Below are 13,678 nucleotides of genomic sequence, written 5' to 3'. Positions count from 1 at the left end.
CGGATGCTCTGCGAGCTCAGTGCCGCTCACTGCGCAGCGTTCCTTTTGGCTAATATGATGCCAGTCGCCCGTGCCGGATCGGCCGTAATCTGCACGCAGTGATCCGATCCATCGATCAGATGGAGATCGAAACGCACAAACTGCCGGAACGGCTGATCCGGCATATCCGACGCATCACAGCGCACACAAGCAAGCTGCGGGAAGCGGCGCCGCAGCTCGACAAACGGCCCCTCCTCGGCCCTGTCGGCCGCAAGCAGCTGCTCGATTTCAATCAATTCCTCCGCAGTGAGCGTCATCGTGGCTCCTCTGCCCCCTCAAAAGCCGCCCCTCATTGCCAGAACAGACGCTCCGGATCCGCGTTCAATTCGTCGATCGCTGAAGTCAGGCGGTGATATAGGCTGTAAAATTCCCAGATTCCTTGGGCGTGGTTCTTGCAAAACACCTTCCAAATTCCGCTCACGCCATCATAAAGAATCAGCGCGACGTCGATTAGCGCGCCGTCCTTGTCAATATTGCGCGAGCAACAGGGGCTCTCGACGAGGTAGCCGCCCTTCACCGGCGTCACCTTCGGCGAGACGTAGAGATAGCGCGTGCGGGAGCTCAAGCTGCGCTCGATCCGCTTGCGATCAAGCTCGTTGGGGTGCGCCACCAGCCCGGTCTTGACCTTTCTCATCAGCCCGGCATTCATCGCGGAAGCCTCCCTTCAAAGACCTGTGATTTCTTCTTCAAGACAGCCGATGAGCCGCCGTTCTCCAAAATCGACAGTATAGATCGGAACGTTCGCTTCGGTATGGATGGCAACCCTGATGATCTCTCCAGTCACTCCGGCGCCGAGCAAGACGCCGTCAGGCTCCGCATTGGGAAAAGAGCCGTCGTTGATGATATCGACTACGGTTTTAACCTGCTGGCCCCGCCGATATTTCAGAAAACCGCGTTCACTCACGACACGGCCTCCTCCGGCAATGGCAGATCATCGATCCCCTCGCAGGCATCCACCGGCTCGAGTTCCTTGCGCTTCATGCCAACGCGGTAGCCGCTTTCCAGAAACTCGACACCGTAGATGTAGAACTGCTGCAGGAACGTGCCGATCGAGATGACGTACCCGATCTCACCCTTCTTGACCAAGATGTCGCCAATCTCCTTGCCGCGAAAGGTGCCATCATTCCGGATGCTGCGATTGGCTCGTACCTTTTGGCTAAAACTGAAGACAGGCGGCTCGTCGAGCTCGACGACGTCGCTGTCGCGAACAATACCGCTCATGTAGCGCTCCTCATGCATCGCTCGCCGGCAGACATGCAGGGGTGCCGCCCGGCCCGACCAGGAGACATCCTCCGCGATTGTGCTCATCCCTCGCCGCACTCAGCCGATTCGCCCACCGCATGCGGTTCGCCTTTTCGTGTCGACGTGCTGACCAGGATGTCGCTGTAGGACAGTTCGTGCCCCGAGTGACAGCCGTGCTGCGATATCCAGCCGCGCTCTAGCGTATCGGCCCGTAGCTACACCAAGTAGCCCCGCAACGGCAGGGCGACGCGGCACGATGTGGACGTCCCCAGCGCAGACCGATTGATTGCGGAGCTGCGGGGCGAAGTGGCGCGCGACGGCGTCGCCAGCTCCTTGTCGGTCAGCATCGGCATCATTTCCCCGTATGAAACGATGTTCCGGCTTGGGCGACGAGGCTTCTATGGCCATCAAGCATCGACGATAAGACAACGGCATTAGCCTGCGCAGACACGATCGCTTGGACCTCGACGTCTGCGCGCCACGTGCCGCCGTTGCTGAGCGCGGGATTCCGCTGGGAGACGTGCTGGAGACGTTGCCGGCACGATCATTTGCACAAATAGCCGAACGCCGGCAGTCGCAGCCCTTCTTGCGCGACGGACGAGCGCAGGCACCGTAACTAGAGTGATGCCCCGGGGCGGCGTTGCCAATGTGACCGATCTTCGGATTGGCTCCTCCGCTCCAGGACGTCCGCGAACGATTCGGTACCGATCGTGTCAGCCGGTTCGAGTTCGAGCAGCTTGGTCGCGGCCTCGCCCCTGCTTCCAAATTGCCGGCCCATATCGGGAGGCCGGTGAGGTCCCTCAACACGGTGGGATGCAACCGCGGCATGATGATATCGGCGTGGTCAAGTGCAGCATCAGTCGCGTTAACCATCCACCAGTCTTGGCCCGGGACTTCGCCGAACAAAGTGGGCGCGATCAGCGCTCCCTGACCGGCAGATGGCGACTTGGCTGCTGCCTCGAAGGTCATCGGCGGCTTCGCTCGCCCGGCACATTCCGCGATGTTGCGGCTCGGTAAGGCTGATCCCGCCGGGCATGCGCCGATCAGCGTGACCTCGTCAGTCACATCAACGATAACGGCGCTGCCCAGAAGCCTACGCTCGGAGCTGAGAGGCGGTTTTGGCCTGCCGCGCCAAATGAAATGCCTGCCGACGCTCCGCTGCCGGCGAGCAGCAGCACGATCGCGGGGACATCCGGAGCAGTCGTCTTCGCGAAGGGAGGTGCGAAGGCCGAGACCTGCGGTGTTGACAACGCGCCGCACGAAGTTTGCAACTTTTTCAGCCCCAGCTCTTGGTATGCCGTTCATGGAAGCTCGCGTCCTAGGCTGGCGCCTGATAGCGGGGCAAGGAAGTGTCAATTACGCAGGTATTGTCGACCGGACAGGCCGCGGCGCATTGCGGCTCGTCGAAATGGCCAACACATTCGGTGCATTTCGTCGCTTCGATGACAAAGCTTCCTCCCTTTTCCGAGATGGCAACGTTCGGGCATAAGGGTTCGCAAGCTGAGCAGCTGGTACACTGAGAGGCGATGATCTTGAATGGCATATATCCCCCTTACGCCGCGGAGATCAGAGCTCCCTGGCGGATCGCGGCGTCGCCGCGCTTCTCGTGCTGGACATCGCCGCTCTTCACCTTGTCTAGATAGGACCTGAACCAGGCGATCGTCGACTTCTCGATGAACTCATGCGCGTATTGATCGACTGGCTCGATCCCGGCCTTGATCAGGTTGCTTTTTGGGCAGCCACCGATCTTGGCCACGAACACCGCATGGCAGTCATGGATGCCACGAATGATGGTCGAAAGCCTGTCCTCCTCGCCATAACCGTCCTGGCAGTAGACGTCGACGCGACGGTGACCGATGAATTTGGCGCCGGATGTAGAAAGTTCATATACTTGGAATTCCTTTGCATGCCCAAAGTGCTCGTTGATGAGTCCCGCGCCCTTTGTTGCGACCGCCACCAGAACCGTGATCGCGCTCGTCTCGCCGGCGAACTGTGTAAGCTCTTGTTGGTGGGCCACGACGCTGGCGGCCCGCTCATCCTCCACCCTGTCTTGATAAGCCTTGCGCGTCCCAAGGTCATATTTGACGTCCATTTTCATGATCTGATCGGTACTGAACTCTGCGCTGCGATCCTCTCCGATCAGTCCGACAGCATCAGCGCGGCACTGGCGACAATGCCGCATCATGTTCATCTTCCCTTCACAAGCATCCTGCAGCGTCTTCAATTCCTGCGCCGTCGGCCCCCGCTGACCGTTTAGGCCAAACACCGTGCCGTACTCAGGCGCGGAGATCAGCGGCATGATATTGTGAAGGAAGGCACCGCGGGCCTTCACCGCCTTGTTGACCTCGACCAGGTGCTGATCGTTGATGTGGGGGATCATCACCGAGTTGACCTTGCCCAGGATCCCCCGTTCGCTAAGCATCTCCAGTCCTTGCAGCTGACGGTCGATGAGTATCCTCGCCGCATCGATGCCGGTGTAGCGTCTATGGTTGAAGAAGATCCAGGAATAGATCTTGGCGCCGATTTCGGGATCGATCGTGTTGATAGTGATGGTGACGTGGTCGATTCTGGACCTGGTGATCGTGTCAATATGGTCCGGCAGAGCCAGTCCGTTGGTCGACAGACACAGCTTGATGTCGGGCGCCGCCTTGGCGACCAGTTCGAATGTCTTGAACGTCTTTTCTGGATTGGCGAGAGCATCGCCGGGACCAGCGATTCCGAGCACGGTCATCTGCGGAATGGTGGTCGCGACCACGAGCACTTTTCTCACCGCCTGCTCGGGGGTGAGCTTCTCGCTCACCACGCCCGGGCGAGATTCATTGGCGCAGTCATATTTGCGGTTGCAGTAATTGCACTGGATGTTACAGGCCGGCGCGACCGCCACATGCATGCGGGCGTAATGATGATGCGCCTCTTCGCTGTAGCAGGGATGATTCTTCACCTTTTGCCAGATTTCGCTCGGCAGATCGCCTTGGCTTGTCCGTGACCCGCAGCCTGCCTGGGCGGTCTTGGCTGCGGTGCGACAGCCCTGTTGCTCGGCGGCAGACTGCATCATCGTGCCGTTATCCAGCGCAGCTTTGGCGTATCCTCCGCCCCCCACGACCGCATTCATTCTCTTTCTCCCCGCAGGCACATTGGCTTCCCAGGACCATCCGTGAGCGAGCCTCTAGACGAGACATAGCAACTCACATGCCACGGCGCAGAAGACGCACTTTCGTCGGTTTGTCATAGCGTTAGCGGACCCGGTCGACGTTGAGACATGTAAGAGCCGCAATGATACGCTTGTTAAGAATGCGACAGATGCGTCCCCATCCTCACTCAGAGCTTCGCGGGGCTGGCGCATCAATGATGGCCGCAAAGCGCGCGCAACACCCGGCTCCATCTGAGCGGGCCTTTCGTGCGCCGCCCCCACTCACAACTGGTGATACCAGTCGGGCTATCCAGCTTCGCACATCTAACGGGTGAGCAGTATCTCAACCGCGCAAGGGAGCCGAATCGCAATCGGCGCCAGACCTTGTTCGAGCAGAAAACGGAGCTCGTTGCGCGACAGCGTGTCCGGATCGACGATCGCATAGTGGGCGCCACCCGAGCGCTTGATAATCTGCCGCGCATAACCGCGCAACAGCTGGTCGTTAAAGCGACAACCGATGAAGAGAAAGGCCCGTCCGCTCCGCCTTTCCTTGATGATGTCCGGAATTGGCGTCTGAATGTCGATCTCGGTCAAGGCCTCGACATAGTCAGCATCGGAGATCAGGAAGTTGTTGGCTGGATGCACGCTGCCATGCGGCTTATAGAGCACTGTCGCCCAGCTACCGGCCACGGCACTGTCGACCTCTTGGCCAGAGAAATCATAGAAGCGGTACCAACGATTCTCGCCAATGCCGGCACGGGTAATGCCCTGAACTTCACCCCAGCCCTCGCGCTTGCCCAGCGCGGCGCGCATTGCGCCGTCGTACCATGCATCGACGATGACGGGAAGCGACAGGGACGCGAAATGATGATGTAACGGCGTCGGCTCCGCTGACCGAGCGAAGGCCTGCACCATCAATGTCGTCAGCGTAGAGCGATGTTTGCTGACCTCGATATGCTGCGCCGATGCCCATGCATTGCCTTTGGCCCGCCGAGGCAGTGCAACCTTGCTGGCGAAGAAGTCGGCCAGCGCCTCGGGCGAGGTCGGCACATCGGATCTGGACAGTTCGGTGAGGCCAGGACCGAGATAGGGCACCACGCGCGCAGCCCTTAGCCCGGCAGCGATGTCGACGAGAATGGTCCTAGCCTCAGCTGCATCGACCAAGTCGATCCGCCGAGGCCCCTTCACTGACCCTCTCCGTCCGCTCCTCGTTTTTTGGCGTCGATTGTGATTGGTAATTTTGTATCGCTCGCCATCTTGGGCAAATCGAGTACCCAACCGTTGGCTATTTTGATCCACCCACCCCAGAGCGTCTCATACTCGGACTCAACGATCGGCTCCTCGAGATCTTTCTTTGGTACGTAGATCGACAGGCCTGCCTCTGGAGACCGGCGGATCATGATTTTCACATTGAACTCCTTGACTGTGAACCATGGCTGGCCAAGCGGGCCGACTCCCGCGAAGCGGCGCGCAGGCGAGCCACGATGTCAGACACGGCGCACACGACCTCGTCGACCTCTGCAAATGAGGTTTCTCGCGATAGCGAGAAGCGCACCGCGCCACGCATGCTCCACGCCGGCACCTGCATGGCCCGCAAGACATGCGATGGCTCCATTGAGCCCGCGTTACAGGCTGATCCGAGCGACACAGCAATGCCGGCCCGATTGAGATGATGGGCGATCGCTTCGCCTTCGAGATGGTCGAAGGCAATATTGGTCGTGTTCGCCAGCCGGTTACTGATATCGCCGAGCGCAATGCACTGACCAATGTGCAGTATCCCCTGCTCCAGGCGGTCGCGCAACGCAGCAATGCGAACGCGCTCCGGTTCAAGCCGCTCCGCCGCGAGCTCTGCAGCCTTTCCAAGGCCGACGATTGCGGGAATATTCTCCGTTCCGCCGCGGCGCCGTCGTTCCTGGGATCCGCCCCAGATCAGCGGCCGGAAACTTGTCCCTTTGCGCAGATATAGCGCGCCGATGCCTTTGGGACCATGCAGTTTGTGCGCGGATAGCGACAGCATGTCGATCGCACTATCCTTAAGGTCTACGCGCATCTTGCCGACGACCTGGACCGCATCGGTGTGAAACAGCGCGCCCGCCTCATGGGTCAACCCTGCAAGAAACTCTACAGGAAATATCGTACCGGTCTCGTTATTGGCCCACATGACGGAGGCAATCGCTGTCCTTGGTCCGAGCGCGCCGCGAAACGCCTCGATATCGAGCCGGCCGCGGGAATCTACCGGTACGACATGCGTCTTGACTCCGCTTGCCGCCAATTGCTCGGCTACGGCGAGAACGGCAGAGTGCTCGACTGAGGTGGTGACGATCTCGTCGCGGCCTTCCTGGGTCGCAAGCGCAGAGAGAATCGCGGCATTGTTGGCCTCGGTCCCTCCCGAGGTGAAAACGATCTCATGCTCGTATGCGCAGCCTAGCAACCCCCGTAATCTACCCCGGGCCTGCTTCATGGCGACTGCGACTTCGCCGCCAAAAACATGCGTGGATGACGCGTTGCCGAATTGCTCGGTGAAGAACGGCAACATGGCTTGCACCACGGATGGATCGGTCCGCGTCGTTGCATTATTGTCGAGGTAAATCGGCACTTGGGTCCCACTCAATCCAGGGCCTCGCCGACAGCCGCAATCGGGACGAGACGAACGCATTCGCCGAGCTTGTCGACCAGCCTCGTCTGAATGCGGTCCAGCGTCAGCCTAGGAAGCTTACAGAACGCGGATGCGCCGGCCAGACCGATGATTTTCCTGTGGCTATTGGTCCCGATGAGCCGACAGTCGCCATGCAGATTCGATCGCATCTGTCCGATTGCGCCGCGAATGCGAAGCTGTCGCGGAGTGGCCGACGATTGCCATACTTGTTCCGGTTCGGCCAGCATGCTGCGATGTTTCTTCTTCATCAGCTAAACGATTTGCCGCAAGAGCAGCTCGCGGTGGCGTTCGGGTTTTGAAAGGTGAAGCCGGAGCTCTCCGGCGCCATGACGAAATCAATGGTCGTGCCGACCAGATGCTCATGGCTCTTGCTCTCGACAAACACCTTCAGACCGCCGCATTCGATCACGGTGTCACCAAGCGTCGGCACCTCGGCCAAGCCCATCTTGTATTTGAACCCATTGCAGCCGCCTGCTTCGACCATAATGCGCAAGCCGCCGATCGGGCGCGTCGATGATGCCATCGCGCCTTTGATGGCACTCACTGCGCTATCTGTCAGGTTGATCATGGATTACCTCTCATGAGCTTAGGTCTGGCTGACAATGGCAAGTCATGTGCCAGCGTGCACAAGGTTGATCCCGCTTACTTTTTTTGATCGCATCTGTCGGCTTCAGGACCGGTGTCGAGTTCGTGACAACGCTGCCTAGGACGATCGCCTCTCGTATACACGTTTTGTTTCGAGGCAAGGCTGGAGGTCGCTACGGATGCGGCGGCAAGCTATTTGCATTGCACCTGGCATCGGCCAGCGCGCCGGTGAAAAGCTCAAATCGAGGACGAATTTAATGACTGCAATCGAGAACACAGCACTCGGTCGACTTGAAAAGGAGGGCCGCCTGCTCAATGCTGTACTCAAGGGCGGAACGACCAAGCCGGGCCGGTTTGGCTTTCGCGGCGACATAGCACTAAAATTTCAGACTCAAGTCGCGGACGAGAAGCGACCGCCGGACTATTCGATCGAACAGGTTCTGACCGTTGCGCAGGACGGAGAAGGCACTATTCCGGTGCTGGCCGGCTACCTGCACTCCTTCGCCTATCTTGCTGATGTCGCGGCGGTGCTTGATGGTGCGTTAAGCCCCCACGGCAGTTATTTCTTGTTCTGCAACAATATCGATCTGCTGGCGAAGTACCACATCAAGCTCGGTGGCATTACCTTCCACGTCCTGCCGTGCGATGAATCCACTGTTTGGAAGGAAATGATGGACCTGGTCGGGCTCAACAAGGACGACCTCAAGAAGCTTGATGCAGGCGGTAAGCTTGATTACCTCCTCGATGCGGCAAAGACTCTCGATCTGTCCTACGACGAAATCTCATACGAAGACGGGCTGAAAAGGATGGAGCCGGTAAAAAACCGCAACGAGAACCGGCCGGTCTGAGCGCGGACGTCATTCGTTCCGGGACGCACCGTCTTCGACAAGACGCACGCCGACGACACAGATATCACCATCCAGAACTGTCAAGGCGATCGGCGTGAGCGTTCTGCCCTTACACGGACCATCGACGCACAGCCCGGTTCCGAGCTCGAAGGTGGATCCGTGTTTGCCGCACATCCACCGGACGCCGTATGGATCGAGGAACTCGTTTCGTTCCCCAGTCCAAAGCAATGCCGTTGTGCGGGCATCTATTGACATAGCCAAGCACCTTCTTGCCCCAGCGTACGACAACGATGGACCACGGCCGGTGATTGCCGTCATGATCGAGGACCATAAAATGGAATCCCATGGCCTTGCGGCTCGGAATGTCGTTAAAACCACAAATCGCGTAAATAGCATCTACCTGCATTTATTGCTCGTCTATCCCAAGGGCTCTGCACTGTTCCTGTGCCTTGTGCTTGCAAGAACCATAGGACTGCTGCTCGGCTTCCTCCTAGCCCGACGCACAGCCTTAGCGCTGCCGCACGACTTGACCGGCTAGCAGAATCGCAAGCGCGTGCGCAACTCGCTGCTCCTGGCGCAGCGATCCATTCCGCCTCTCGGCGTACGCGCATTGGCGCTCTCGGGCGTCTCTATAAAGCTGATGTTCTATTTTACCGATAATTTCGTCCATTTGCTGGACGAGCCCGACAAGACGCTTCATCGTATGCTGGAACGTCCGTTTCGTCGCACACCCGATCCGGGCACCTCGCGCTAGCCGTCGCAAAACGATTTTCACGATCGCCAACTTCGCAACCGCCTAAGTGATACCGGATTCAACGGAAGTACTGATTTCGTGCGCGCAATCGGTTCTCGCATTTGCCTCAGATTGCCGCTCAAAAAGCCGGACTAAAGCAGGTCCTCTCCCAAACCGTACCAAAGCCCCGCTGGCTCGGCGCCGCAGGCCCTCCGGCACGTATGACACAAGGCCGGCTCAGCTCCACCAACCAACTCGCGAACCGGTATCTGGCAAGCATAAGGGAGCGCGACGTGGCGCACGCCCCCTTCAAGGCTACGACTTCTGCTCGTGCGCGAGCTATGGCGAAAAACCGATCAGTTCCGCCGCACTCCGATTATTCCGAATCGTCTTCAACAGCCATTCGTCGAAGTTCGCGCTCCAAGTAAAACGAAGGGTCATCGTCAGATGAGTCCGTCTCAACGCTCTCTTGACGACCGCTGCGGGCCTCTTCGACTTTGGAAAGATATTTTGTAGGCTTGTCTACTCGCTGCCACTTGTCGTTCTCGTTCTTCGTCCACACTTCGGGATGCTGGTGAGGGTCGAGCACCCAGTGATTTTGAGCCACGTGAACAAAACCCATTTCAGCCAGACGGGGCTCCATCCCCGGTCGGGCAGGACGTGACAATACCAATGGATGATCGCCGTCCAATCGCAATTGATGCTCGAGCAGAATATCGCCTGCGTTTTCGACAAGCGGGTGAGTAACGCGTAGATCTACGACGGACGTGATATCGTTACGCCCGAACTGTTCTCGAAACCGGTCTCCCTTGATCCGGACCGGGCCACCCACTGCTAGCAGGCCGACACTTTCGTTACCCAGTTGATAGCTGAAGAACCGCGCGGGTCTATTCGGGTCATGGTAGGTGTTGGCATAGGCTCCAGCAACAGTTGCAGCCCACTCAGCTTTCTTCGAGACAAACTCAGGGTACTCTTCTTGTGGGTTGTCTGCGATGTCCATGATATCGCGACGCAAGTATCTCTCCACGAGATCCATGAAGTCGTCTTGTTCGTGGATTTCGATAATGGGTGGATCGGAACTCAGAGAGTATGGCGCCGCGGCCCCCGACGACGACCCACCTCGCTCCATGCGCGCAACTGTTTCCGCAAAACGGGGGCTATCTCCCGCCTCGCTCGAATCATCAGCCTGATTAGCGCTTGTGGACTGGCTGGATGAGCCAACGATTCTGCCATACATCCGGATCGTTCTCCTATCGGCGAATTGCACGCAATCGAGCTCGTGCCGCGCAAGCTCTGCCGACGAGGATACAATCTCTAGCTGACCACAAGCTTACCACGCCACCGGCCCACCACGGGCTCGGCAAGGCATCCGCCGGAAGACAGACAACGACTCGGCCGCCTTAAGGCTCGACTGGATAGATGAACTGCGTGTCCCTTGTCGCGGACGGGCGGTCAACGACGTGCCGCTCGACGTTGTTACTCTCAACCAACTAAAATACCCAATCAATCATTTCCAAGTCACTTGGTCTCGGAGGTTTGAGCACGATGGCCCGATCAAAGCGGCGAGCTCACTAATCACGTGCGCGTCATCCGCAGGCGGCGCATGTGAGTGCACTATCCTCTGCTGCTGCTCGACGGGGCGGTCTTCGCTCACGCGACTTCAGCTCCGACGGAGGTGTGGATCTGGCAATTGGCCGGGCACACCCTTGCGCAGGCGCCGCAGCCGATGCAGGCGCCCTGATCATTTAGAACCATGATCTTCTTTTCGATCTCATCGTCCGCGTCATCGTCTAGATCGACAAGCTCGCCCTCTTCGCTGATTCCCTTCAAAGTCATGACATCTCGACCGCACACCTTGAAACAGCGGCCACAACCGATGCACTTCTTGTCATCGATCGATGTCAAGTATTGCGGTATCCACTCGCGGCCATCGCGCGCTGCAAATGACATAAGTCAGTCCCTCTGGTTATTTTTCCAGCGCCTTCAAATCATGGCTCTTGCGCTCGAGTTCGGCATAGGCATCGTACGCCTTCTGCGCCACCGTCATGATCGAGCCCCAGTTGACAGGCAATTCCTCCGACAGGTCGTGCAAATCCATTTTGGCTTGCAGCGCTTTTCCTGACAGCTTCTTCAGTTCTGCTTTCAATGCGTCACGATCACTCATGAGCGCCCTCAATAGTTCGCCACGTCCGGAAATCTGCGAACCATCTCGATTCCGTCGTTGACATATTTGTCGCCTTCCTGTGCAAGCTTTACGAGATTAACGAAGCCAAAACGATGCACATCGCGTAGCTGCTTGTTAACGGCGATCAGACGGCCTGCGATCAACACCACGCGGCCGAAGCCTTCATGATGCAGCTTCATAATGGGCTGGATCATCACGCCGGTGACCCTCTCGATCGAGATCGCGACCGCGTCGAAGAACAACTCAAGCCGCCACAGCGTGTCGGGATCGGGATCGCCGACAATCGGCAGGGCGCGCCGCTTCTCCTTGTCCAAGACATAGGGTTCGAGCAGGTCGAGATCGCTCTTGTTCGTCCAGGCGCCGTTGGCATCCTGAGCGCGCCAAATCTTGATCAGCTCCATGAGGAACGGCGCGTCGATGCCGCTACCCTGCCGCACTATTTCTTCGGTCATCTCACCTCATTCGTCGAACTCAAACGCGCGGCGCTGGTCCTTGGCCATGGCCTTGCGCAGCCAGGGAGGTGGCGTTCCCTTCAGTACGTCCTGAAGCTTTTCAAGCAGCACTAGGATACTTTCCGGCTTGTTCACCTTGATAGGATGGATCTTGTTGGCCACCACCCGCGCGGCAGCAGCACCACCGATGGCGGCGACGTACAAAATTGCGCAATCTTTGATTGCCTCGATCTTCGGCGCCAACTTATCGTCGTTGCCGTCTTCCTTGAGATCGCCCTCGAACTCAATTGCTTTAAGAAAGACGTGCCCGCCCGGCGTGACATCATAGATTGCGATGTTCTTTGCCCATCCAAAATGTGCATCGACCCGTCTGAGATCTTGCGTAGCGAAGGCGACCTTCATGCAATCGACCTCTCAGCTGTGCCAGGCAAGCTGTGGCCGGCTCGTCGTGGTAGTGCGGCCGGAGCCCGCCAGCTATCGGGCGTTGGCTGATGGTTCTCCTCGCGGTCAGCAATCACGAGATTGGCGATATCGAAGATCATATCACGCGTACCACGGTAGCCGACGGATAGCTGGTGTCCTGCTCCAAGCCGATCGAACATCGGAAAACCCGCGCGATAGAACGGGATTTTCAGCCGAGCCGCCGCTTGCCTGCCATGCGAATGCGTGACCAGTAGGTCGCATTGCTTGGTTCCGGCGAGTTCTTCGAGGTCCTCGAGGTCGCCAATGAGGACCTCCTCGGCCTTGACTCGCTCAATAACGACCGACTGCGTCGTTGTCACTGCTGCGGTCACCTGCGCACCCATGTCATGCAGCATACTGGATAGGTCGAACAGGAGGTCTGGCTCGGCGGCGATCGCAACTCTGCGACCACCAATATGGAAGTGCGCGTCCAGCATTGCATCGGTGAGCTGGCCACGCTGACGCCGATATTTCACCGGTAGGGGCCGGCCGCTGATCTCGCTCAAAAAGGTGATAAATTCGTCGTTGGGATCGAGACCGCAAAGCCGTTCGAACAGGCGAAATGGCACGCCGGCCTTGGCCTGCAGGACCTCCGCCGCGCGTCGCATCTGTGCGCCAATTGCGATCGTCCATTGAGCGCGTCCCATGCTCGCAATTTCGTCGATGCCGATGCCGCCTATGGTTGTCGGCGTAAACTCATCGGGGATATGCCCATCAAGCGAGCCTGCCAGATCAGGCAAAAAGGACGGCCGCAACCCGAAATCCTCCAGGATGGCCCGGAGTTCGTCTAGATCACCGGGGGTGAGGTGGCATCCTGGAAGAACATTCACCTTGGACGGGTCGCGCAGTCCACTTACGCCCGGCCCCTCGACCAACGCCTCCACAATGCGCGCCACAGCCTTCTCCCAGCCGTCCTGGAACGCTCCCTTGAAATCTGGTGTCGAGACATAGACCAGCGGCAATTTTGCAAGTTGCGGATGCTTGTCCCGGATCAGCTTGAGGTAGGCATCGACATCGTCGCCATTGGTCTCTGTAACCCCGGTCGAGCAGATCCCCACGATCTTTGGCTTGGCTCGGCTGTGGATATTGAGTATCGCCTGCTCGAGATTCTCGTAGCCGCCAAGCACGGTTGCGACCTCGCTCATAGCGGTGGTTTGCAGCGGTACTGCTTCCTTGAAATGGCGCACGAAGAGCGTGAGCCCGAAGGATGTACAGCCTTGCGAACCATGCAGAAGCGGCATAGCCCCACGCAACCCCATAAAGGCGAAGGCTCCGCCGATCGGCTGGCTCATCTTCAGCGGATTGACCGCACAAGATTTAGTAGACGCTTTGACGAGGGCCATAAC

19 protein-coding genes and 1 pseudogene are annotated in these 13,678 nt (G+C 58.5%); 2 read left to right on the top strand and 18 right to left on the bottom strand.

Going from position 1 to position 13,678, the window contains the following annotated elements:
* Positions 1 to 26 precede the first annotated feature (26 nt).
* From ACVMIH_RS36095 to ACVMIH_RS36045, 11 genes are all read right to left on the bottom strand, one after another.
* Positions 27 to 296: a hypothetical protein gene (locus tag ACVMIH_RS36095; RefSeq protein ID WP_456865034.1), complete on the bottom strand. Its 270-nt coding sequence runs from the start codon at positions 294 to 296 to the stop codon at positions 27 to 29.
* Between the two features lie 32 nt (positions 297 to 328).
* The gene (locus tag ACVMIH_RS36090) at positions 329 to 688 is read right to left on the bottom strand and encodes a DUF3024 domain-containing protein (RefSeq protein ID WP_456865032.1); all 360 of its coding nucleotides are present in this window, start codon (positions 686 to 688) and stop codon (positions 329 to 331) included.
* 15 nt (positions 689 to 703) lie between these two features.
* Positions 704 to 943 carry a nitrogen fixation protein NifZ gene (locus tag ACVMIH_RS36085; RefSeq protein ID WP_456865030.1) on the bottom strand — a complete coding sequence of 80 codons (240 nt, stop codon included), beginning with the start codon at positions 941 to 943 and terminating at the stop codon, positions 704 to 706.
* Positions 940 to 1,260 carry a nitrogen fixation protein NifZ gene (locus ACVMIH_RS36080; RefSeq protein ID WP_456828489.1) on the bottom strand — a complete coding sequence of 107 codons (321 nt, stop codon included), beginning with the start codon at positions 1,258 to 1,260 and terminating at the stop codon, positions 940 to 942. The genes ACVMIH_RS36085 and ACVMIH_RS36080 overlap by 4 nt, the downstream gene beginning before the upstream one ends.
* A gap of 1,339 nt (positions 1,261 to 2,599) precedes the next feature.
* Positions 2,600 to 2,824: a 4Fe-4S binding protein gene (locus ACVMIH_RS36075; RefSeq protein WP_128970651.1), complete on the bottom strand. Its 225-nt coding sequence runs from the start codon at positions 2,822 to 2,824 to the stop codon at positions 2,600 to 2,602.
* 9 nt (positions 2,825 to 2,833) lie between these two features.
* A complete protein-coding gene (nifB, locus tag ACVMIH_RS36070) occupies positions 2,834 to 4,393 on the bottom strand; it encodes a nitrogenase cofactor biosynthesis protein NifB (RefSeq protein WP_456865028.1) in 1,560 nt (519 codons plus the stop codon).
* A gap of 342 nt (positions 4,394 to 4,735) precedes the next feature.
* A complete protein-coding gene (locus ACVMIH_RS36065) occupies positions 4,736 to 5,581 on the bottom strand; it encodes an SIR2 family NAD-dependent protein deacylase (protein ID WP_456866617.1) in 846 nt (281 codons plus the stop codon).
* Positions 5,582 to 5,595: 14 nt separating this feature from the next.
* Complete coding sequence (gene nifT, locus ACVMIH_RS36060) at positions 5,596 to 5,820, bottom strand: putative nitrogen fixation protein NifT (protein ID WP_253624742.1); 225 nt, start codon at positions 5,818 to 5,820, stop codon at positions 5,596 to 5,598.
* Positions 5,817 to 7,067, bottom strand: coding sequence for a cysteine desulfurase NifS (gene nifS / locus ACVMIH_RS36055; RefSeq protein WP_456865026.1), 1,251 nt, complete (start codon positions 7,065 to 7,067; stop codon positions 5,817 to 5,819). Before nifS ends, nifT begins: the two co-directional genes overlap by 4 nt.
* A complete protein-coding gene (locus ACVMIH_RS36050) occupies positions 7,019 to 7,315 on the bottom strand; it encodes a NifU family protein (protein WP_456828157.1) in 297 nt (98 codons plus the stop codon). Before ACVMIH_RS36050 ends, nifS begins: the two co-directional genes overlap by 49 nt.
* Positions 7,315 to 7,635, bottom strand: coding sequence for a HesB/IscA family protein (locus ACVMIH_RS36045; RefSeq protein ID WP_163154771.1), 321 nt, complete (start codon positions 7,633 to 7,635; stop codon positions 7,315 to 7,317). Before ACVMIH_RS36045 ends, ACVMIH_RS36050 begins: the two co-directional genes overlap by 1 nt.
* Before the next feature lie 274 nt (positions 7,636 to 7,909).
* Here ACVMIH_RS36045 and ACVMIH_RS36040 point away from each other — a divergent pair, with 274 nt between their 5' ends.
* The gene (locus ACVMIH_RS36040) at positions 7,910 to 8,500 is read left to right on the top strand and encodes a hypothetical protein (RefSeq protein WP_456866614.1); all 591 of its coding nucleotides are present in this window, start codon (positions 7,910 to 7,912) and stop codon (positions 8,498 to 8,500) included.
* Between the two features lie 9 nt (positions 8,501 to 8,509).
* Here ACVMIH_RS36040 and ACVMIH_RS36035 read toward each other — a convergent pair.
* Positions 8,510 to 8,906, bottom strand: a pseudogene (locus ACVMIH_RS36035) (Rieske (2Fe-2S) protein).
* Positions 8,907 to 9,053: 147 nt separating this feature from the next.
* Here ACVMIH_RS36035 and ACVMIH_RS36030 point away from each other — a divergent pair.
* Positions 9,054 to 9,254 (top strand): hypothetical protein, encoded by a 201-nt coding sequence (locus ACVMIH_RS36030; protein WP_456828155.1) that lies wholly within the window; start codon positions 9,054 to 9,056, stop codon positions 9,252 to 9,254.
* 355 nt (positions 9,255 to 9,609) lie between these two features.
* On the opposite strand, the gene ACVMIH_RS36025 is transcribed toward ACVMIH_RS36030, so the two are convergent.
* From ACVMIH_RS36025 to nifN, 6 genes are all read right to left on the bottom strand, one after another.
* Complete coding sequence (locus ACVMIH_RS36025; protein ID WP_456865024.1) at positions 9,610 to 10,470, bottom strand: host specificity protein; 861 nt, start codon at positions 10,468 to 10,470, stop codon at positions 9,610 to 9,612.
* A 413-nt stretch (positions 10,471 to 10,883) separates the two neighbouring features.
* A complete protein-coding gene (gene fdxB / locus ACVMIH_RS36020; RefSeq protein WP_456865022.1) occupies positions 10,884 to 11,183 on the bottom strand; it encodes a ferredoxin III, nif-specific in 300 nt (99 codons plus the stop codon).
* 16 nt (positions 11,184 to 11,199) lie between these two features.
* Complete coding sequence (locus ACVMIH_RS36015; protein ID WP_253624752.1) at positions 11,200 to 11,397, bottom strand: CCE_0567 family metalloprotein; 198 nt, start codon at positions 11,395 to 11,397, stop codon at positions 11,200 to 11,202.
* Positions 11,398 to 11,405: 8 nt separating this feature from the next.
* Positions 11,406 to 11,870 carry a NifX-associated nitrogen fixation protein gene (locus ACVMIH_RS36010; protein ID WP_456865020.1) on the bottom strand — a complete coding sequence of 155 codons (465 nt, stop codon included), beginning with the start codon at positions 11,868 to 11,870 and terminating at the stop codon, positions 11,406 to 11,408.
* A gap of 6 nt (positions 11,871 to 11,876) precedes the next feature.
* Entirely contained in the window at positions 11,877 to 12,272 is a 396-nt protein-coding gene (gene nifX, locus ACVMIH_RS36005) for a nitrogen fixation protein NifX (RefSeq protein WP_253624754.1), read from the bottom strand.
* Positions 12,269 to 13,675, bottom strand: a complete 1,407-nt coding sequence (gene nifN, locus ACVMIH_RS36000) for a nitrogenase iron-molybdenum cofactor biosynthesis protein NifN (protein WP_456865018.1) — start codon at positions 13,673 to 13,675, stop codon at positions 12,269 to 12,271. Before nifN ends, nifX begins: the two co-directional genes overlap by 4 nt.
* Positions 13,676 to 13,678 lie beyond the last annotated feature (3 nt).

The sequence above is a fragment of the Bradyrhizobium sp. USDA 4503 genome (assembly GCF_054055815.1).
The sequence above is the reverse complement of the archived record's forward strand: the minus strand, read 5'-3'. Positions and strand labels throughout refer to the sequence as shown.

Excerpts from the sequence above, each read along its gene's own strand:
- ACVMIH_RS36010 (WP_456865020.1), bottom strand. The coding sequence starts at position 11,870 with ATGACCGAAGAAATAGTGCGGCAGGGTAGCGGCATCGACGCGCCGTTC.
- nifS (WP_456865026.1), bottom strand. The coding sequence starts at position 7,067 with ATGCGTTCGTCTCGTCCCGATTGCGGCTGTCGGCGAGGCCCTGGATTG.
- ACVMIH_RS36090 (WP_456865032.1), bottom strand. The coding sequence starts at position 688 with ATGAATGCCGGGCTGATGAGAAAGGTCAAGACCGGGCTGGTGGCGCAC.
- ACVMIH_RS36015 (WP_253624752.1), bottom strand. The coding sequence starts at position 11,397 with ATGAGTGATCGTGACGCATTGAAAGCAGAACTGAAGAAGCTGTCAGGA.
- fdxB (WP_456865022.1), bottom strand. The coding sequence starts at position 11,183 with ATGTCATTTGCAGCGCGCGATGGCCGCGAGTGGATACCGCAATACTTG.
- ACVMIH_RS36075 (WP_128970651.1), bottom strand. The coding sequence starts at position 2,824 with ATGCCATTCAAGATCATCGCCTCTCAGTGTACCAGCTGCTCAGCTTGC.
- ACVMIH_RS36025 (WP_456865024.1), bottom strand. The coding sequence starts at position 10,470 with ATGTATGGCAGAATCGTTGGCTCATCCAGCCAGTCCACAAGCGCTAAT.
- nifB (WP_456865028.1), bottom strand. The coding sequence starts at position 4,393 with ATGAATGCGGTCGTGGGGGGCGGAGGATACGCCAAAGCTGCGCTGGAT.
- nifX (WP_253624754.1), bottom strand. The coding sequence starts at position 12,272 with ATGAAGGTCGCCTTCGCTACGCAAGATCTCAGACGGGTCGATGCACAT.
- ACVMIH_RS36080 (WP_456828489.1), bottom strand. The coding sequence starts at position 1,260 with ATGAGCGGTATTGTTCGCGACAGCGACGTCGTCGAGCTCGACGAGCCG.
- ACVMIH_RS36095 (WP_456865034.1), bottom strand. The coding sequence starts at position 296 with ATGACGCTCACTGCGGAGGAATTGATTGAAATCGAGCAGCTGCTTGCG.
- nifN (WP_456865018.1), bottom strand. The coding sequence starts at position 13,675 with ATGGCCCTCGTCAAAGCGTCTACTAAATCTTGTGCGGTCAATCCGCTG.
- ACVMIH_RS36045 (WP_163154771.1), bottom strand. The coding sequence starts at position 7,635 with ATGATCAACCTGACAGATAGCGCAGTGAGTGCCATCAAAGGCGCGATG.
- ACVMIH_RS36050 (WP_456828157.1), bottom strand. The coding sequence starts at position 7,315 with ATGAAGAAGAAACATCGCAGCATGCTGGCCGAACCGGAACAAGTATGG.
- ACVMIH_RS36040 (WP_456866614.1), top strand. The coding sequence starts at position 7,910 with ATGACTGCAATCGAGAACACAGCACTCGGTCGACTTGAAAAGGAGGGC.